This window comes from Comamonas sp. SY3 (genome assembly GCF_041730275.1).
In the GTDB taxonomy this organism is placed as follows: Bacteria; Pseudomonadota; Gammaproteobacteria; order Burkholderiales; family Burkholderiaceae_C; genus Comamonas; species Comamonas sediminis.
In genome coordinates this window covers 251,161-270,017 of the sequence record NZ_JBGTYN010000002.1, presented here as the reverse complement: position 1 = coordinate 270,017, position 18,857 = coordinate 251,161, and the positions used below count along the sequence as shown (strand labels likewise).

General features: G+C 62.8%; 16 protein-coding genes and 1 pseudogene. 6 read left to right on the top strand and 11 right to left on the bottom strand.

Features of this window, described 5'->3' with window-relative positions; translation table 11 throughout:
- The first annotated feature begins 31 nt into the window (after window positions 1-31).
- The 5 genes and pseudogenes from ACCQ08_RS04265 to ACCQ08_RS04245 all read left to right on the top strand — a co-directional run bounded on the left by ACCQ08_RS04265 (window position 32) and on the right by ACCQ08_RS04245 (window position 4,394).
- Window positions 32-595 (top strand): TetR/AcrR family transcriptional regulator, encoded by a 564-nt coding sequence (locus ACCQ08_RS04265; RefSeq protein WP_373448993.1) that lies wholly within the window; start codon window positions 32-34, stop codon window positions 593-595.
- Window positions 596-805: 210 nt separating this feature from the next.
- On the top strand, window positions 806-1,225 hold the full coding sequence (locus ACCQ08_RS04260; RefSeq protein ID WP_373448992.1) for a cupin domain-containing protein: 420 nt from the start codon (window positions 806-808) through the stop codon (window positions 1,223-1,225).
- A gap of 345 nt (window positions 1,226-1,570) precedes the next feature.
- A pseudogene (locus tag ACCQ08_RS04255) lies at window positions 1,571-1,948 on the top strand (recombinase family protein); the annotation flags it as partial.
- A gap of 170 nt (window positions 1,949-2,118) precedes the next feature.
- On the top strand, window positions 2,119-2,601 hold the full coding sequence (locus ACCQ08_RS04250; RefSeq protein WP_373448991.1) for a hypothetical protein: 483 nt from the start codon (window positions 2,119-2,121) through the stop codon (window positions 2,599-2,601).
- Between the two features lie 71 nt (window positions 2,602-2,672).
- Complete coding sequence (locus ACCQ08_RS04245) at window positions 2,673-4,394, top strand: long-chain-fatty-acid--CoA ligase (protein WP_373448990.1); 1,722 nt, start codon at window positions 2,673-2,675, stop codon at window positions 4,392-4,394.
- A gap of 342 nt (window positions 4,395-4,736) precedes the next feature.
- On the opposite strand, the gene ACCQ08_RS04240 is transcribed toward ACCQ08_RS04245, so the two are convergent.
- Window positions 4,737-5,051, bottom strand: a complete 315-nt coding sequence (locus tag ACCQ08_RS04240) for a cupin (protein WP_239812171.1) — start codon at window positions 5,049-5,051, stop codon at window positions 4,737-4,739.
- 16 nt (window positions 5,052-5,067) lie between these two features.
- Complete coding sequence (locus ACCQ08_RS04235; protein ID WP_373448989.1) at window positions 5,068-7,119, bottom strand: ABC-F family ATP-binding cassette domain-containing protein; 2,052 nt, start codon at window positions 7,117-7,119, stop codon at window positions 5,068-5,070.
- A gap of 241 nt (window positions 7,120-7,360) precedes the next feature.
- Here ACCQ08_RS04235 and ACCQ08_RS04230 point away from each other — a divergent pair, with 241 nt between their 5' ends.
- Complete coding sequence (locus ACCQ08_RS04230) at window positions 7,361-8,239, top strand: ferritin-like domain-containing protein (RefSeq protein WP_373448988.1); 879 nt, start codon at window positions 7,361-7,363, stop codon at window positions 8,237-8,239.
- A 30-nt stretch (window positions 8,240-8,269) separates the two neighbouring features.
- Here the strand turns inward: ACCQ08_RS04230 and prmB are convergent, their stop codons facing one another.
- The 9 genes from prmB to ACCQ08_RS04185 all read right to left on the bottom strand — a co-directional run bounded on the left by prmB (window position 8,270) and on the right by ACCQ08_RS04185 (window position 18,701).
- Entirely contained in the window at window positions 8,270-9,181 is a 912-nt protein-coding gene (gene prmB, locus ACCQ08_RS04225) for a 50S ribosomal protein L3 N(5)-glutamine methyltransferase (RefSeq protein WP_373448987.1), read from the bottom strand.
- 82 nt (window positions 9,182-9,263) lie between these two features.
- Complete coding sequence (dapE, locus tag ACCQ08_RS04220) at window positions 9,264-10,412, bottom strand: succinyl-diaminopimelate desuccinylase (RefSeq protein ID WP_239812167.1); 1,149 nt, start codon at window positions 10,410-10,412, stop codon at window positions 9,264-9,266.
- 104 nt (window positions 10,413-10,516) lie between these two features.
- Complete coding sequence (locus ACCQ08_RS04215; RefSeq protein WP_373448986.1) at window positions 10,517-11,677, bottom strand: PilT/PilU family type 4a pilus ATPase; 1,161 nt, start codon at window positions 11,675-11,677, stop codon at window positions 10,517-10,519.
- Between the two features lie 289 nt (window positions 11,678-11,966).
- Entirely contained in the window at window positions 11,967-12,791 is an 825-nt protein-coding gene (gene dapD, locus ACCQ08_RS04210) for a 2,3,4,5-tetrahydropyridine-2,6-dicarboxylate N-succinyltransferase (RefSeq protein ID WP_312409189.1), read from the bottom strand.
- A gap of 3 nt (window positions 12,792-12,794) precedes the next feature.
- Complete coding sequence (gene dapC / locus ACCQ08_RS04205) at window positions 12,795-14,003, bottom strand: succinyldiaminopimelate transaminase (RefSeq protein WP_239812165.1); 1,209 nt, start codon at window positions 14,001-14,003, stop codon at window positions 12,795-12,797.
- 103 nt (window positions 14,004-14,106) lie between these two features.
- Window positions 14,107-14,838 carry an RnfABCDGE type electron transport complex subunit B gene (locus ACCQ08_RS04200; RefSeq protein ID WP_373449080.1) on the bottom strand — a complete coding sequence of 244 codons (732 nt, stop codon included), beginning with the start codon at window positions 14,836-14,838 and terminating at the stop codon, window positions 14,107-14,109.
- 38 nt (window positions 14,839-14,876) lie between these two features.
- Window positions 14,877-16,205, bottom strand: a complete 1,329-nt coding sequence (locus ACCQ08_RS04195; protein ID WP_373448985.1) for a polyhydroxyalkanoate depolymerase — start codon at window positions 16,203-16,205, stop codon at window positions 14,877-14,879.
- Window positions 16,206-16,491: 286 nt separating this feature from the next.
- The gene (locus ACCQ08_RS04190; protein ID WP_239812163.1) at window positions 16,492-17,562 is read right to left on the bottom strand and encodes a GTP pyrophosphokinase family protein; all 1,071 of its coding nucleotides are present in this window, start codon (window positions 17,560-17,562) and stop codon (window positions 16,492-16,494) included.
- Between the two features lie 53 nt (window positions 17,563-17,615).
- The gene (locus ACCQ08_RS04185; RefSeq protein WP_373449079.1) at window positions 17,616-18,701 is read right to left on the bottom strand and encodes an AI-2E family transporter; all 1,086 of its coding nucleotides are present in this window, start codon (window positions 18,699-18,701) and stop codon (window positions 17,616-17,618) included.
- Window positions 18,702-18,857 lie beyond the last annotated feature (156 nt).

Sequence of the window (18,857 nt, the reverse complement as noted above, 5' to 3'; positions counted from 1 at the left end):
CTGATAGATAGATAAAATCTAAAAAATGCGCATGCCTGCCCACAACCGTACTTTGATACTTGGTGCTGCAAGCGAATTACTCAAAACGCGGGGTTTCAACGCCTTTAGCTATCGTGATCTGGCAGAGCGGGTGGGAATCAAGTCGTCGAGCGTGCACTACTACTTTCCCACGAAGCAGGACCTCGCCCAAGCGCTTTTGCAGGAGTACCGCGAGGCCATGCGCAAAGCGCTGACCAGTCTGGATCTCCGAACCGGTGTGGCTGTGCGATTGCGTGGTCTGGTGGCACTTTTTGCTAGCACCGCCGAACAAGACCAATGGTGCTTGGCAGGCATGCTTGCAAGCGACTATGCAACCTTGGGCGAGCCATTGCGCCAAGAGGTACGCGGCTTCTTTGCTTTGATTGAGCAATGGTTGGCGCATCAAGCGCAGGCTGCGGTACCGGGACGGGACCTGCCAAGTGCCATGTTATTGGGGCAACTCGCGTTCTCGCTACTTGAAGGTGCGCTGTTATCGGCGCGCGTACATGGAGATCCATCGCAAGTGACTGCTGCGGGTGACTTGCTTGTTCAATGGTTTGAATCCCAATCCTTGTAAGTTTGGCAGGGCCGAGCCTGAATGGATGGGTGTTCTTTTTTTGTCGCTGCAATTCTATCTATGGATAGATAACTTAGGAGGGAAACAGTGAAGATTGTAATTTTTGCCACTGGTAGTGTGGGCAGCCGTCTAGCTGGGAGGAGGCACCAACGCTGCGTTCCTGTACCACCAACTGAAGTAAATCTTTAATCCACCAACCGGAGTCACCCTATGCTCAAAACTATTGCTGCCGCGCTTGCATTTGCGGCCACCATCAGCTTTGCACAAGCGCAAAGCAGTCCCGTCTTCAAACTTGATCAGGTCAAATGGCAACCAGCCGGCCTCGAGGGTGCGGAGATGGCCATGTTGTGGGGCGATGATGCCAAAGGCACCGCAGTGTGGGCGTTTCGCCTGCAGCCGGGCGTGGCCATCCCGCCCCACACCCACACGAACGACTATTGGGGCTTTGCCATCCAGGGTCGCTGGGCGCACATCGATGGGAACGGCCGAACGGAAGTGACGGCGCAGGATGCCTACGTACGTATCAGGGCTAACGAACTCCATGGCGACCGTTGCGTCGGCCCTGAGGTATGCATCAATATTCTTCAGTTCCAGGGACCTCGGGACATTCACTTTCCGGCAGCCCGATAACCCAAGCAGACCTGTGTGCGCACCGCGGTCCATGCGGGATGCGGCGCGTACCGCAGACCGCCAGAACATTTGCTGAGGGTGCTTGAGCCAATGCTCGCGTCCTTCGGCGTCAGAACGACTTCTGGTCGTTTAACTACACTTACCCCACACTACTCGATGATCTCGAATACAAAAAGGAAACAGTCATGCGCCGCGAGCGGCTAGCACTCATCGGCCTTGGCAGCGTCGGCGCCGCGATAGGCAAGAACCTGCTTCGTGCGCGAAAAGACGCCGAGCTTGACAAGACAGAACCCTGAACAGTAGCCAACCGGCCTCAGAAGGGCAGTGTCGCAATAAGACGGTAGGGAGGTCGTTTCAGGAGCGAAAGCGGATCGTTCCGGCCTGATGGCCGCTTTGACCTATCTGTGCACGACTGCGACGTGCTGGCCGTTTGGCCGCTGGATTGGCTGGGACACTCGCTGCCCCAGCTGATTGAAACAATTGGGAGCTGGAGCCGTTTGAGCGCGACCGGATCCGTGACCACACCACGTGTGGATGGACACTATCGCTTCATGCGGGCGAAAAGGCGGACGCAAGCCCGTTGTCACCGCCGAGAAATTGCAGCGGGCGCAGGAGCACATCGCCAACGGATTGCATGCGTGCGAGGCAGCCTCACGACTCAAAGTGGGCAAAACGGCGCTATATGCCGCACCGCAAACGGCCTGGGCGACCATCATCTGTTAGTGTGGATTATTTTCCGTTTTCTGAGGTAACCCCTGATAAGTAGGCAAGCAACCAGGCCATGGGCCCAGCGGCTGCGGCGCGCACTGTTTTGGTCCCGGCCGCTGAACGCTGCGGAATGGGCGCTGCTGGCGCGCTACTTTGGCCAGCCGCAGCACCCGGGCTGGGCGCGCATGCGGCTGCACCTGCGCCGTCTCGGCGATACGCGGCGGGCGCTGTCGTTCAATGGCGGCTTTGTGTCGATGCCGGCCAGTTGCTTTACCGGATCGGACCCCCGGCAATGCCTGCGCCTTGACGAGCCACTGATGGCCGGATGGCTGGCCCATGAGGCTTTTCACCACTGGCAGCGGCTGCAGGGCCGCGCGGTGACCCGGCAGGCGCTGCATCTGCAGTGGCGCTTCTGGCGCCATGGCATCAACCCCTATGTCTACACCCCGGGCGAGTCGCCAGCGGCCTTGCTGGCCCAGTTCCAGCACGCCCAGGTGGAGCAGCAAGCGCAGATGTGGCAGGACGCCGTGATGGCCGACATCGCCTGGCGCCAGGCCGCCCCAGGTGCGGACCAGCAGCGCCTGGCTGCCGCCGCCCGGCGCTGGCATGCGGTGTTGCATTGGGTGCAGATGCAGGCGGAGCCGCCGCCGGCCCCGCTGGTCCCCTAAGCGACGGGGTGCTGCCCCGGCCGCTGGGCATACTGGCCTGAACCTCGCTTTTAGACTGTTCGGAACACGCCATGACCTCTGCTGCAGACCTGCCTGCACCGACCTCCACTTCCCCATACTGGCCTGGGCGCGTGCCCCGGCGGTTGACCGTGCCGGCCACCTCGGTCTGGGACAACCTGGCCGTCAACGCCCGCCGCTATCCGGACCATGCCGCACTGGTGTTTTTTGACCAGTCCATCAGCTATGGCCAGATGTGCGAGCAGACCGAGCGCCTGGCCGCCCATTTGCACCAGCAGGGCGTGCGCAAGGGTGACCGGGTGATCCTGCTGATGCAGAACTGCCCGCAGCTGGTGCTGGCGCACTACGCCATCCTGCGTGCCAATGCGGTGGTGGTGCCCGTCAACCCGATGAATACCGCCGCAGAGCTGGCCCACTACATCAGTGACGCCGATGCACGCGTGGCCATCACCACCGCCGATCTGGCGCCTGCGCTGTGCGAGGCCAGCGCCAGTCTGCCACCTGCGCAGCAGCTGGTGCATATGCTCATCAGCCATCTGTCAGATACGATGCCCGCAGATGCCGCAGCGCAGCCGGATTTTCCACGGGGCTGGGTGCCCTGGTTGCTGGGCAACCCGCCTTTGCCAGCTGCGGACCGGCTGGGTGCGACCACCGTCAGCCGCTGGCGGGATGCGGTCCAATGCACTGCCGAGCCACCGGCGATCGCGGTGGCGGCGGGCGACATGGCCATCCTGCCCTATACCAGCGGTACCACAGGCCTGCCCAAGGGCTGCATCCATGCGCACAGCCATGTGCAGCATGCGGCGATGGCGGGTGTGCTCTGGGGCCGGCAAAGCACCGAGAGCGTGAATCTGGTGGTGGCGCCGATGTTCCATATCACCGGCATGGTCTCCATCATGCATGTGCTGGTCTGTGCCGGGGCCACCTTGGTGATCATGCCGCGCTGGGACCGGCAACTGGCGGCTGCACTGATGGCGCGCTACCGGGTAACGCACTGGGCCAATATCCCGACGATGGTGGTCGATCTGCTGGCCAGCCCGAACCTGGCGCAGATGGATACCCGCAGCCTGGTCTACATGGGCGGCGGAGGCGCGGCGATGCCGCAATCGGTGGCGCAAAGGGTCAAGGAGGTTTGGGGCCTGGACTATATCGAGGGCTATGGCATGACCGAGACCTGTGGTGCCTCCCACGCCAACCCCTATGAGCACCCCAAGCAGCAGTGCCTGGGGCTGCCGCATATCGGCATGCATTCATTGGTGATCGACCCTGACACCGGGCAGCCGATGGCCGACGGCGAGGTGGGAGAGATTGTGGTGCAGGGCCCGCAGGTGCTGCAGGGCTACTGGAAGCAGCCTGCGGCCACGGCCGCCAGCTTTGTCGAGGTGGCGGGTCAGCGCTTTTTCCGCACCGGTGACCTGGGTTACCGCGATGCCGATGGCTATTTCTTCCTGACCGATCGCTTGAAGCGCATGATCAACGCCAGCGGCTACAAGGTCTGGCCGGCCGAGGTCGAGAGCCTCATGTACCGCCACCCGGCGATCCTGGAGGCCTGCGTGATCTCCGCCCGCGATGACTACCGGGGCGAGACCGTCAAGGCCGTCGTGGTATTGCGGCCAGAGCAGCAGGGCATGGTCAGTGCACAGGACATCATCGACTGGTGCCGCGAACACATGGCGGTGTACAAGGCGCCGCGCCTGGTGCAACTGGTGGACCAGCTGCCCAAGAGTGGCAGCGGCAAGGTGATGTGGCGCCTGTTGCAGGAAAAGGAGCAGTGACTGGCGCGCAGGCGGCCCGTCTGCGCAGTGGAGGAATGCGCTACCACCAGCGCATCAGCTGCAGGGCCCTGTGCCAGAAACCATCGCCATAGTGGAGCGCAAGCCAGGCGCAAACCGCTGCGCAGATGACGCAGAGCAAGGCCCATGCCGTCCAGCTGGGTTCGGCATGAAAACCGATGACAGCGGCAATGAACAAGCCCAGCAGGCTACCAAAAAAGAGGCGTACGTTGCGCTCGCTGCTGTCGCGGGGTGGGTCTTCATGCATGGTTTGGAGGGGCAGTGCCGGGCCTGGCAGTGTAGGCGGATGCAGTCTGCGCTGCCAAGCCTGACGTAGGGTGCAGGCTACACGCTGCCCGCCTTTTCAATTACCAAGATGCGTGCCTCGCCCTGCGGGTGGGCCACATGCTCGCAGCCCACACCGGCGTGGAAGATATCGCCGGCCTGCAAAAGCGCTTGCTTTGCTTCGCCGGCCTCGCGCCAGTGCATCACCACCTGGCCCTGCATCACCGCAAAGACTTCCTCGCCGTCGTTGACATGCCAGATGTAGGGCTGGTCCGTCCAGTGCAAACGGACGCTGGTGCCGTCCATCTGGGCAATGTCCTGGGCGCCCCAGGGGCGTTCGGCAGTGAAGTCCTGGCTGCGGATGATGCGTTGCATGGTGTCTTAACGCCCTTTACGCGGTCGCGTTCAGCTCCTGGCTGATCGCCTCGATCTGCTCGGACAGTTCCAGCCAGCGCTCTTCGAGCTGCTCGATCTCGCCATTGACGGCGCTCAGCTGCTTGCCGGCGTCGACGATGTCCGCGCCCGACAGACCGGGGGTTGCCAGCTTGGTCTCCAGCGCATCGCGCTGGGTGTTGAGCTGGGGCAGCTTCTTGTCGATCTGTTCCAGCTCTTTCTTGAAGGGCTTGGTCTTGTCGGCCAGTTGCTGGCGGGCCAATGCAGCGAGGCGGCGCGCTTCCTTGGGGTCGCCCACGGGCTCGGCCTTGGCGGGGGCAGGCGCGGGGGCGGGCGCGGGTGCTACTGCCACCGGTGCAGCGACAGGCGCAGCCTGGGGTGCGGGTGCTGCATCCTTGCTGCGCGATTGCATATCGGCCTGGCGGGCCTCTTCGCGCAGGCGCTTGGATTCGTCCAGCAGGTAGCGCTGGTAGTCGTCCAGGTCGCCATCGAAGGGGCCGACCTGGCCCCGGCCGACCATCCAAAAGTCTTCGCAGACGGCGCGCAGCAAATGGCGGTCATGGCTGACCAGCATGACGGTGCCGTCAAAGTCGTTCAGTGCCATCGCCAGCGCTTCACGGGTGGCCAGGTCCAGGTGGTTGGTTGGCTCATCGAGCAGCAGCAGGTTGGGGCGCTGCCAGACGATCATCGCCAGCACCAGACGGGCTTTTTCGCCACCGCTCATACTGCCCACGGCTTGCTTGACCATGTCGCCGCTGAAATTGAAGGTGCCCAGGAAGTTGCGCAGGTCCTGCTCGCGGGCGCTGTTGCCTTCGCTGCCGATTTCCCTGGCCAGGCGGATCATGTGCTCCAGCGGGTTCTCGCTGGGGCGCAGCACGTCCAGCTCCTGCTGGGCAAAGTAGCCGATGTTGAGGCCCTTGCCCTCGGTCACCGTGCCGGCCAGCGCCTTCATCTCGCGGGCAATGGTCTTGACCAGGGTCGATTTACCCTGGCCGTTGGCGCCCAGAATACCGATGCGCTGGCCCGCCAGCACCGAGCGGTTGACACCTTGCAGAATCGTGGTCTGCTTGCCGTCCTCGTCCTCGTAGCCAAAGGCGGCATCGGTGATGGCCAGCATCGGGTTGGGCAGGTTGGCCGGTTCCTTGAACTCGAAGGTGAACTCGGCCTCGGCCAGCACCGGCGCAATCTTTTCCATGCGGTCGAGCTGCTTGACCCGGCTTTGCGCCTGCTTGGCCTTGCTGGCCTTGGCCTTGAAGCGGTCAATGAACTTCTGCAGATGCGCCATCTTCTCTTGCTGCTTGGCAAAGCTGGCCTGCTGCAGCTCCAGTTGCTGGGCACGCAGCTCTTCGAAGCGGCTGTAGTTGCCGCCGTAGCGCGTCAGCTGTCCACCCTGGATCTGCAACGTGACATTGGTGATCGCATCGAGAAACTCGCGGTCGTGGCTGATGGTGATCAGGGTGCCGGGGTAGCGCTTGAGCCAGGCTTCGAGCCAGACGAGGGCGTCCAGGTCCAAGTGGTTGGTCGGCTCGTCGAGCAGCAGCAGATCGCTGGGGCACATCAGCGCGCGGGCCAGCTGCAGGCGCATGCGCCACCCGCCCGAGAAGCTGTTGACCGGGTGTTCCAGCTCCTGCACCTTGAAGCCCAGGCCCAGGATCAGCGCCTGTGCGCGGGGCACGGCATCGTGGGCACCGGCATCGGCCAGGTCGGCATAGGCCTGGGCAAGCGCCATGCCGTCGCCCGATGCTTCAGCGGCCTCCAGCTGGGCCTGCACTTCCACCAGACGGGTGTCGCCTTCCAGCACGAACTGGGTGGCTGATTCATCGGTTTCGGGCATGTGCTGGGCCACCTGGCCCATGCGCCACTGGGCGGGGATGTGGAAATCGCCACCGTCTTCCGTCAGCGAGCCGTTGAGCAGCGCAAACAACGTGGACTTACCGGCGCCGTTGCGGCCGACCAGGCCCACCGATTCGCCCGGGTTGATGGTGGTGGTGACGCCGTCAAGCAGCACTTTGGTGCCGCGGCGCAGGGTGATATTTTTCAGCGTAATCATGAATGGCTCCGATTATCGCCGCCCTGGGCTTGGCCCAGGGGCTTGGAGGGCATAGCCGTTGGTGGGCCGGCCCTAGCGCTGGCGCTTGCAAAATGCGTGTAGGCCGCCGCCTCGACCTGTTGTCAGTGGAAATGGGAGTAGGAATCAGTCACATGCTCAGGCTATCCAAGCGGCCGCAGCAGGGCCATACTGCCATGTGCAAACGCCATATTTCAGCGATGGCAATCACAAGGACAGTGCTATGACGACAGCCTCTGAAATACATGGACGGTCCGCCGATGGCCACCAGGATGCAGGAGAGGCGGTTTCCGCCCGGCACCACTGGCGGCTGGCCGACATTGACTATGCGCATATCGACCATGCTGCGGTCGCGCAGGACGAGGACATGTTCTACCTGCTGATGAGCGCCTCCTTTGTCGAGACCGGCTCGGACACCTATGCGGCCAACCTCGGCGCGCACTACGCCCGCTACCCGGACATCCAGCACTGGCTGGAAGACCGCTGGGAGCATGAGGAACTGCAGCATGGCGAATCGCTGCGGCGCTATGTGGAGACCGTGTGGCCCAGTTTTGACTGGCAAAAAGCCTATGACAGCTTTTTTGCCGAGTATTCACTGCTGTGCACGCAGGAAGCGCTGCTGGAGGATCCGCGCCTGGAGATGGTGGCACGCTGCGTGGTGGAGACCGGCACCACCGCCTACTACCATACCCTGCGCTCGCTCAGCAACGAGCCGGTGCTCACGGGGCTGCTGGGCCATATCCGCAATGACGAGGTCGGGCACTTCAAGCATTTCCTGGCCTACTTCAAAAGCCTGCAGGCCCAAGAGCCGGTAGGCCGGTTGCGCATTGCCCAGGCGCTGTACAGCCGTCTGAAGGAATTGCGCGAGAGCGACTCGGATGTTGCGCTGCGCCATGTGTATGCCAACAAGGGCCAGCTGTTCAGCGACCGGCAGCGCAGCTTCGATGCGGTGGCCCAGCGCATCTACCACCTGATCAGCACCGGCCTGCCGGCCCAGCTGGCGGTGCAGATGCTGCTCAAGCCCATGCTGCTGCCGCCCAAGCTGGAATCGTGCCTGCACCGGCCTATCAGCCGGCTGGCCTGCCGAATGCTGGCTTACTGAGCCAGAACAGGGTTCGCTTAGAACAGGTTCTTAAAGCTGGGTGGGTTGCTCCTGCGACCAGTGCATCAGCGCCTCGCGGGTCAGCAGCAGCACCTGGTCGTCGCCGGCGCTGGTGTCCATCCAGAACACCGGCAGGCCGGGAAAGGCGGCCTCGAAAAAAGCACGCTCGTTGCCGATCTCGAGCACCAGCACACCGTCTTCGCTCAGGCGCTGGGGCAGCTCCAGAATCAGGCCGCGCACAAAGTCCATGCCATCCTCGCCACCGGCCAGCGCCAGCACGGGTTCGGCTTGGTATTCCAGCGGCAGGCTGGCCATGCTCTGGGCATTGACATAGGGCGGGTTGCAGAGGATCAGATCCCAGGGGCCGCGTGCGTTGGCCATGCCGTCCGACTGCACCAGCTGCACACGCTCCTGCAGGCCATGCTGGTCCACGTTGATGCGGGCCACGGCCAGCGCATCGGCCGACAGGTCGGCGCCGGTGACCTGCACATCGGGGTAGGCCATGGCCGCCAGGCAGGCCAGGCTGCCATTGCCGGTGCACAGGTCCAGCACCTGGCGGGTCTTGTCGCTCAGCCAGTCGTCAATGCTGCCATCGGCCAGCAGCTCGGCGATCAGGCTGCGCGGCACGATCGAGCGCTCGTCGATGTAGAAGGGCACGCCCTGCAGCCAGGCCTGCTGGGTCAGGTAGGCGGCGGGCTTGCGGCTGCGGATGCGCTCGGCCACCAGTTGTTCGAGCTTGACGCGCTGTTCATCGCTGACCGCTTGGTTCGCGACCGAGCCGGCGCCATCCGGGCTGGTGTCGATGTCCACCGGCAGGCCCAGCGACCAGAGCACCAGCCAGCTGGCCTCGTCTTCCGCATTGGTGGTGCCATGGCCAAAATGCACGCCAGCAGTGCGCAGGGCAGCTGCGCTGTCATCAATCAGGGTGCGGATGGTGGTCATGGCTCAACTCAGGCAAAAATCAAAGACCGCCATTGTAGGCTTGATGACAGCGGCAAGGCGCCACGGCTATCCGACTGCTGGCTTAGCGTGCCAGGTTTTCCAGAATGCGGCGGTAGATGTTCTTCAGCGGCTCGATATCGGCCACGGCCACACACTCGTCGATCTTGTGGATGGTGGCATTTGACGGGCCGATCTCGATGACTTCCGGGCAGATGTCGGCGACAAAACGGCCATCGCTGGTGCCGCCGGTGGTCGAGAGGGCGGTTTCCAGCCCGACTTCGTCGCGGATGGCCTGCTGCACGGCAGTCACCAGCACGCCTGGTGTGGTCAGAAAGGGCTTGCCGCCCAGGGTCCATTTGAGGTCGTACTCGAGCGCATGGCGCTCCAGGGTGGATTTGACACGGGCCTTCAGGTTCTCGGCCGTCGATTCGGTGCTGAAGCGGAAGTTGAAATCCACCACCATCTGGCCCGGGATCACATTGCCAGCACCCGTGCCTGCATGGATATTGCTCATCTGGAAGCTGGTGGGCGGAAAGAAGGCATTGCCTTCGTCCCACACCGTGGCGGCCAGCTCGCCCAGCGCGCCCAGGCCCTGGTGGATGGGGTTGCGGGCCAGCTGCGGGTAGGCGATATGGCCTTGCACGCCATGGATGGTGAGCTTGCCGGTCAGGCTGCCGCGCCGGCCGTTCTTGACCATGTCCCCCAGCTTCTGCACCGCAGTGGGTTCGCCCACCAGGCAATAGTCCAGCACCTGGCCGCGCTGGCGCAGCTGCTCGACGACCACCGCCGTGCCATCCACGCTCGGGCCTTCTTCGTCGCTGGTCAGCAGCAGCGCAATATCCAGCGGCGCTGCGGCGTTCTGGGCGACAAACTCCTCGGCGGCCACGACAAAGGCGGCGATCGAGGTCTTCATGTCGCTGGCGCCCCGGCCGTAGAGCTTGCCATCGCGGTGCGAGGGGGTGAAGGGGTGCGAGTTCCACTGTTCCAGCGGACCGGTGGGCACCACATCGGTATGGCCGACAAAGACCACGGTCTTGGCGCCCGCCACGCCGCTGCGGCGCAGCGCCCAGAGGTTGCTCACCCGAAAGCTGTCGGGGCCGCTGTCCATGCGCTCGCAGGCAAAACCCAGCGGTTGGAGCAGGTCGGAAATCATTTCCAGACAGCCTTCGTCGTTGGGCGTCACGGAGGGACGGGCGATCAGTTGCTCGGTCAGTTGCAGGGTGCGGGACATGGCGTCAAAAGAGTGGGGGCGGGGAGGTCAACAACAATGCGGCCCGCAGGCCGCATTCAAGGCGTATTGCCACGGGGGCGTGGTGCAGGGCAACGGCCGCTATCTTACTCTTGGTTCACGTCGAGCACGATTTCCGTGAACGAGGCCGCGTCGTCCAGCTCGGGCTTGGCGGCCACCTGGGCCTTGGCCGCATTGGCCGCCATCTGGAAGTCGTTTTGCAGGCGCCACATCAGGTTGGTGGGCGAGTCGGAATTGGCCAGGCCTTCTTCGCGGCTGATCTTGCCACTGTGGATGAGCGCGGCCAGCGCGCCTTCAAAGGTGACCGAGCCTTCGGCCATGGACTTTTCCATCGCCTCGCGCACGGCCGAGAAGTTGCCTTGCTCGATCATCTCGCCCACCAGCTTGGTGTTGAGCATCACCTCGATGGCCGCCGTGCGCTTGCCGGTGACGGTCTTGACCAGCCGTTGCGACACGACCGCGCGAAGCGCCGATGCGAGGTCGCCCAGCATCGTGGGCCGGACTTCGACAGGGTAGAAGCTCAGGATCCGGTTGAGCGCGTGGTAGCTGTTGTTGCCGTGCAAGGTGGCCAGGCACAGGTGGCCCGATTGCGCATAGGCAATGGCGGCCGACATGGTTTCGCGGTCACGGATTTCGCCGATCATGATCACGTCAGGCGCCTGGCGCAGTGCATTCTTCAGCGCGGTTTGCAAAGAGGCGGTATCGCTGCCCACTTCACGCTGGTTGATGATGGAGCGGCGGTTGGAGAACTGGTACTCGATCGGGTCTTCCACCGTCAGGATGTGGCCGCTTTGCTGGCCATTGCGGTGGTCGATCATCGCCGCCAGCGAGGTGCTCTTGCCCGAGCCGGTGGCACCGACAAACAGCACCAGGCCGCGCCGGGCCATGATGAGTTCCTGAAAGATCTCGGGCAGCTCCAGCTGCTCCAAGCTGGGAATGTCCTGCGGAACATAGCGGATGACGACGGAGCAGCTGCCGCGCTGGTGCATCGCGCTGACCCGGAAGCGGCCCACGCCCTCGAGCGGCACGCCGATGTTGAGCTCACCGGTTTCGTCGAGCTCTTCAATGCGCTCGGGCGGTACGATCTCGGCCAGCAAGGTGCGTGGCGCATCGGGCGTCAAGGTCTGGTTGTTGAGGGGAATGCACTCGCCCTGGATCTTGACCAGCGCGGGCGCATTGGCTGACAGATAGACATCCGAGGCTTTGTTGTCCGCCATCAGGCGCAAGATTCGCTCCATGGTTCCCATGTCAGTTCCCTCCAGTGATTTGTGCTTAGAACGTATTTACAAATTCACTACAGTCCGCAGGGACCGTGGCGTTGAAATGCTCGGCCAGGTGCCGCCCGAGCGTGTCCCATCCCGCAAAACTGCTGTCGCGGCGCGAGGACATCGTAAACACGTTCTTGGATTGTAGGCTTAGCCAGGCGCTGAATAAACGATGTTGCATCCTCGCCGCAGCCTGACAGGGCGCAAAGCGGCGACAAAAAAGCCCTGCAGCGCAAAGCTTGCAGGGCTGGTTGATTGCCTCGGCGGCAGATCAGTCGCGCAGCAGGTCGTTGATGCTGGTCTTGGCGCGGGTCTCGGGCGTCACTTGCTTGACGATCACCGCGCAGTACAGGCTGTGGCTGCCGTCCTTGGCAGGCATGGAGCCGCTCACCACGACCGAGCCTGAAGGCACGCGGCCGTAGCTGACTTCGCCGGTCATGCGGTTGTAGATCTTCGTGGACTGGCTGATGTACACGCCCATCGAGATGACGGAGTTTTCTTCGACGATCACGCCTTCAACGATTTCGGAGCGGGCGCCGATGAAGCAGTTGTCTTCAATGATGGTGGGGTTGGCTTGCAGGGGTTCGAGCACGCCGCCCAGGCCCACACCGCCCGACAGGTGAACGTTCTTGCCCACTTGTGCGCACGAGCCCACGGTGGCCCAGGTGTCGACCATCGTGCCTTCGCCCACATAGGCGCCGATGTTCACGTAGGAAGGCATCAGGATGGCGCCCTTGGCCACAAAGCTGCCGCGGCGTGCCACGGCAGGCGGCACCACGCGCACGCCGGTGGCGGCGATGTCGGCTTCGGACATGCCGGCGTACTTGGTCGGCACCTTGTCGTAGAAGTTCAGGTCGCCGGCCTGCACCAGCGCGTTGTCCTTGAGGCGGAACGACAGCAGCACGGCCTTCTTGATCCACTGGTGCACGGTCCATTGGCCCACGCCTTCACGGGTGGCCACGCGCAGCTCGCCCTTGTCCAGGGCGTTGATCACATGGTCGACTGCATCGACGATTTCTTTGGGTGCCGAGGCAGGCGAGAGCGTCGTGCGGGCTTCCCAGGCGGATTCGATGATGGTTTGCAGTTGTTGCGTCATGGTTTAGGCTTTTTTCCAGGATTGAATGAATTGGGCAATGCGCTGGGCGGCTTCCAGGCATTCGGCGGTCTGGGCGACCAGGGCCATGCGGATGCGGCCAGCGCCAGGATTGCTGCCATTGAAGTCACGGGCCAGATAGCTGCCTGGCAGAACCGTGACATTGTATTGGGCATAGAGTTCGCGCGCGAACTCGGTGTCTGACAAGCCCATATGCGCGGGCACGCCGGCCCAGAGGTAGAAGCTGGCATCGGGCAGTTGCACGTCCATCACCGCCGACAGCACCGGCGTGACTTCGGCAAATTTGCGGCGGTACTGCTCGCGGTTGTCCTCGACATGGCGCTCGTCGCCCCAGGCCGCAATGCTGGCCGCCTGCACCGGCGGGCTCATCGCGCCGCCCTGGTAGGTGCGGTAGAGCGTGAAGGCCTTGATCAACTCGGCGTCACCGGCGACAAAACCGCTGCGCAGGCCCGGCACATTGCTGCGCTTGGACAGACTGGTGAACGAGACCAGGCGGCGGAAATCGCTGCGGCCCAGCTGCGCTGCCGCCTGCATGCCGCCCAGCGGTGGCTCGTCGCGGAAGTAGATTTCGCTGTAGCACTCGTCCGAGGCAATGACAAAGCCATAGCGGTCGGAGAGTTCAAACAGCTTTTTCCACTCGTCGAGCGGCATCACGGCGCCGGTGGGATTGCCGGGCGAGCAGACAAAGATCAGCTGGGTGCGCTGCCAGATGTCCTCGGGCACGCTGGCCCAGTCCACCGCAAAGTTCTTGCTGGCGATGCTGGGCACGTAATAGGGCGTGGCGCCTGCAAGCAGGGCCGCGCCTTCGTAGATTTGGTAGAAGGGGTTGGGGCAGAGCACGACCGGGTCAGGCTTGCTGCTGTCCACCACCGTTTGCGTAAAGGCAAACAGCGCCTCACGGCTGCCATTGACCGGCAGGGTGTGCTTGTGCCCATCGACCTGCAGGCCATAGCGCGTGGACAGCCAGTTGGCAAAGGCTTCGCGCAGTGCAGGCGTACCCGCGGTGGCCGGGTAGACCGACAGACCGGCCAGATTGCCCGAGAGCGCCTGTTCGATGAATGCGGGGGTGGGGTGGCGGGGCTCACCGATACCCAGGCTGATCGGCGCCTGGTCTGCGGGCGGTGTCACACCGGCAAACAACTGGCGCAGGCGCTCAAACGGGTAGGGCTGCAGTTTCTGGAGCAAGGGGTTCATAAGCCAGCCATTATGGTGCACAGGCGCGCGTTTTTTTGCGCCGTTCTGTCATGCCCGGTAGGGGCTTGGCGGCCTTGGGCGACGTCCCAGCGCCAAGCGGCCATTAAGACGAGCGGTTGCCGCCTTGTTGCTGCTGGGCTTTGGCCAAAATGGCGGCCAGGATTGCCTTTTTGTCCGCTGCGGCCGGGGCTGCCACTGTGGCCTTGCTGGCCGCGTTATTTTGCGCGGCAGCTGCACTGACGGCTGCGGCCTGGGCCGCTTGGGCACTGATGGCTGCGCTGGCGATGCGGGGCGAGAGCGGTGCATCGGCTGCCGGGCTGGGCGCCGGCGTCCGGTCGCCATGTCCGAGTCGCTGTTGGTGTTTCTGGTAGCGCAGCCGGGCCTGCTGGGCCTGTGCGGGGCTCCAGGCGGCCCAGCCGGTGGCTTCGCCGCTGGCATTGTCCAGCACGATGCAATCGACCGGGCAGACCGGCAGGCAGAGCTCGCAGCCGGTACAGGCCTCTGGGATCACGGTGTGCATGCGCTTGTTCGCACCCAGGATGGCATCGGTCGGGCAGGCCTTGATGCACAGGGTGCAGCCGATACACCAGTTCTCATCGATGCGGGCAACCGTGCGCACGGCTTCGAGGCCGTTGTCCGGGTTCAGCGGCAGCGCGGGCTGACCGGTGATGGCCGCCAGGCGTACCACGCCTTCCTGGCCGCCGGGCGGGCATTGGTTGATCGGCGCCTGGCCCTGGGCAATGGCCTGGGCATAGTGGTGGCAGTCGGGGTAGCCGCAGCGCGTGCACTGGGTCTGCGGCAGGGCCGCATCAATGGCGCCAATGAAAACAGCCAGCGCAGAGGCTGGCTGGTGGCTGGTTTTGAGAAGGTCGGTCACACCGTGTGCAAGGTATTTTGCTTGGAAGTCGCCGATTTTACGTTGCCTGGGCGTTCCTCGGCGCGGTTGTTGGCGAGGATGAAGTCCTTGAGCATCGGATAGACCATGGTGCGCCAGCGCTTGCCGCTGAAGATGCCGTAGTGGCCTGCGCCCTTGACCTCGAAGTGACGGGTGTCGACCGCCTTGAGGCCGGTGCACAGATCATGCGCCGCCTGGGTCTGGCCGGAGCCGGAGATGTCATCGAGCTCGCCTTCAACCGTCAGCAGCGCGCTGTGGCGGATGTCCTGCGGTTTGACCAGCTCCAGGTTGCCCTCGGGCGAACGCACCTCCCAGGTGCCCTTGACCAGCGCAAAGTCCTGGAACACGGTCTTGATGGTTTCCAGGTAGTAGGCCGCATCCATGTCGAGCACGGCGTTGTACTCGTCGTAGAACTTGCGGTGGTGCTCGGCGCTGTCTTCGTTGCCCTTGAGCAGGTCCTTGAAGTAGTCGTAGTGGCTCATCGCATGGCGGTCGGGGTTCATGCTGACAAAGCCCATGTGCTGCAGGAAGCCGGGGTAGACCAGGCGGCCGGCACCCGGGAAGTTGCCTGGTACCGGATGGATCACATTCGACTCGAACCACTGCAGGTCGTGCGTGGTGGCCAGGTTGTTCACCGTGGTGGGCGATTTGCGGGCATCGATGGGGCCGCCCATCATCGTCATCGACAGCGGTGTCTTCTCGCCACGGCTGGCCATCAGCGACACGGCAGCGAGCACCGGCACCGTGGGCTGGCAGACGCTCACCACATGGCAGTTGCCATAGATACCCTGGATGTGGCGGATGAACTCCTGCACATAGTTCACATAGTCATCAAGGTGGAAGATACCTTCGCTTTGCGGCACCAGGCGCGCATTGGTCCAGTCGGTGATGTAGACCTTGTGGTCCGCCAGCATGGTGCGCACGGTCTCGCGCAGCAAGGTGGCGTAATGGCCCGACAACGGTGCCACAACCAGTACCACGGGCTGCTGCTTCATCGCCGCCAGGCTGGTCTGGTCATCGGAGAAGCGCTTGAAACGGCGCAGCTCGCAAAAGGGCTTGGTCAGCTCGACGCGCTCGTGGATTGCGATCTCATGGCCATTGGCCTCGACGGTATTGATGCCGAAAGCGGGCTTCTCATAGTCCTTGCCGAGCCGGTAGAACAGGTCAAAGCCCGCCGAGGCGCGCTGGGCCGTGTTGGTCTGGCTGATCGGCCACAGCGGATTGCTCAGCATCTTCGATGTGGCGTGGGCGTATTCTGCGAAGGGCTCCATCAGGGCCCGCTGGGTTTCATACAGTTGGTACAGCATCAAAACTCCGTGGATGTTGCGTTGCAATATAGCAGCAGCCTGTGTCAAAAAGCACGGTCGTGCATGCTCGTAAACACGGGGAGAGGCCTGAAAACCGGGTTCTGCGCCTTTGTCTGCATTGTGCTAACCGCGCCTGGCAGCCGCATGGCCGCTGCAATGCGGCAGGGCGGCTGGCCCGGTTGACAAAGATTGACTTTAGCTAATGGCTGAGAGCCTTGCTAGAGTATTGTTCCGGCGTATGCGTAGGTCCCTGGCGCACGGCCTGAGGCGGCCAGCGCTGCGGTGATTAATCTTCGCTGGTGCTGTTGGCCGGCTGCCGCTGCAGCCACTCTTCAAAGGCCTCGCGGGCGGAGTTGCGCAGCGTTTTGCGAAAGCGCTGCTTGTCTTCCAGATAGAGGCAGTGGCGCATGACCGTGAAGGGGTTGAAGCTGCTGGATGGATAGCGGTGCTGGAAGTCTGCCTTGTAATGGCGCACTGTGGTGACATGCTTTTGCACCACGGCAAACAGCCAGCCCGCGTGGCGCACGGCAAAGTCATGCAGCAGCTCGTCGAGGAAGAACTCCACCTTCTGCGGGTCGAACTCATAGCCCGGAAAGTGCTTGTGGCCAAAGGCGACAAAGCTGAAGGCATCGAGCGGTTCGTTGTTGTCGCTCAGTCCGTCGCCAAAGGCGCCCTCGGCCTCGTCCTCGGCACGCGAGAGCGCCAGGGCCTGGCTGGTTTCGTTGCGGATCTGCAGGAACTCGCGGTCCGCCAGTTCAAACAGCGCAGACAGGATGTTGATGCGGCGCTTGAGATTGGTCGGGATGGACTTCTTGTACTTGATCTTGTGGTCCAGCTCACTCCAGGAGTCCTGGATGATCGTGCGGATCTGCAGCTCGAACGCCTGGTCGGCATAGGCCTGGTGTTCGGTCAGCTGCGCTTGCTGCGCATTGAGCCGCAGGTCCATGTGGATGCCCTTGTAGCCAAACTCGGACTCCGAGTCTTCCATCGGCGAGGTCTTGTCGGTGATCTCGATCACATCAAAGTACTCGCGCACGCGGGACATGATCGCCGGTGGTTCGTCCTCATAGAGACAGACCACGCGCACGCCGATCAGGTCGGTGATGTAGTCCTGGATGGCATAGTCTTCGGACTGGTCTTCGACGAAGTTGCGGTACTTGCGCTTGAACTTGCGCACGCATTCATCGGCAGTCTTCACCCGGCACTCGAACTTGGCGATGTTGACGCCTTCGAGGTTGCTCAAAATGGCGTGGATCAGCGCATTGAACGAAGCCGCCGCTGCCTTGAGGGTGGGCAACTGGGCGGCATAGAAATCCAGGAACTCCTGTTTGCGGGATTCAAAATCGCGAGCGGGCATGGGTCGGGGCAGCAAAGAATGGGCAGGCGCCGTGCGCCCACCAGAAGAAAAGGTTACCTGGCGCTATTGTCTACCTCAGCGGAATCGCTGATGTGGGCCTGGGGCGCAAAAAGATCCCAGACGGCAATGAACAGCGCGGCAATCAGCGGGCCGATGACAAACCCGGTGAGGCCGAACAGCGACAACCCGCCCAACGTGGAGATCAGGATCAGGTAGTCGGGCATCTTCGTGTCCTTGCCCACCAGCAGCGGCCGCAGCACATTGTCGACCATGCCCATGATGCCGGCACCGTAGGCCGCCAGAATGAGGCCCTCAGTCGTGGAGCCTGTCGCAAAGTAATAAATGGCGACGGGGCCCCAGACAATGGCTGCACCGACGGCAGGCAGCAGCGACAGGAAGGCCATCACAACCCCCCACAGCAGCGATGCCTCAATGCCCAGAATCCAGAAAATGATGCCGCCCAGCGCGCCCTGCGTGGCAGCAACGGCCAGGTTTCCCTTGACGGTGGCGCGCACCACGGTGATGAATTTGGCGCCGAGCTTGCGCTTGTGCGCATCATCGAGCGGCGTGGCGGCCAGGATCTTGCGGATCAATGTCTTGCCGTCGCGCAGGAAGAAGAACAGCAGGTAGAGCATGATGCAGAAGCTCACCAGAAAGCCCATCGTGTTCTGGCCGATGGCCAGCATCTTGGTGGCCACATACTGGCTGGCCTGCACCGAGATGCCCGAGACCTTCTCCTGCACGACCTTGGGATCGTTCAGGTTGAAGCGGGCCAGCAGGTCCAGCACCCACTGGGGCATGGCGTTGTAGATCTGCTGGAAGTACTGGCCGAAATTCATCTCGCCCGAGTGCACGCTTTCATAGATGGTGGCCGCTTCCTTGGCCAGGGAGATGCTCAGCAGGATCAATGGCAGGATCACCAGCACCAGGCACAGAATCAGCGTAATCAAGGCCGCGATAGTCGGGTATTTGGGGAGGCGAACCAGTATTTTTTTGTGTAGAGGCGTAAACACAACAGCGAAGATCACGGCCCAGAAAACGGCGCCCTGAAAGGGGAAAAGCACGGCAAAAAAAGCAATGCTGACGCCTATTAGCAGCAAGATGAATGCTTTGTCGTGAAGAGAGTGGTTGTTGAACATCGAGCGCATCGGTGTGAATGGATAGCGCAAATGTATCTGGTTCCTGCATAAACCTACGCTATTCCAGGCCTGTGGCCGCTGGCGCAAGGCCATCGAAGGACAAGCCCAGACGGAAGTGGCACAATACCGGTTGATCGGCCCTTCCCAGCCACAGTC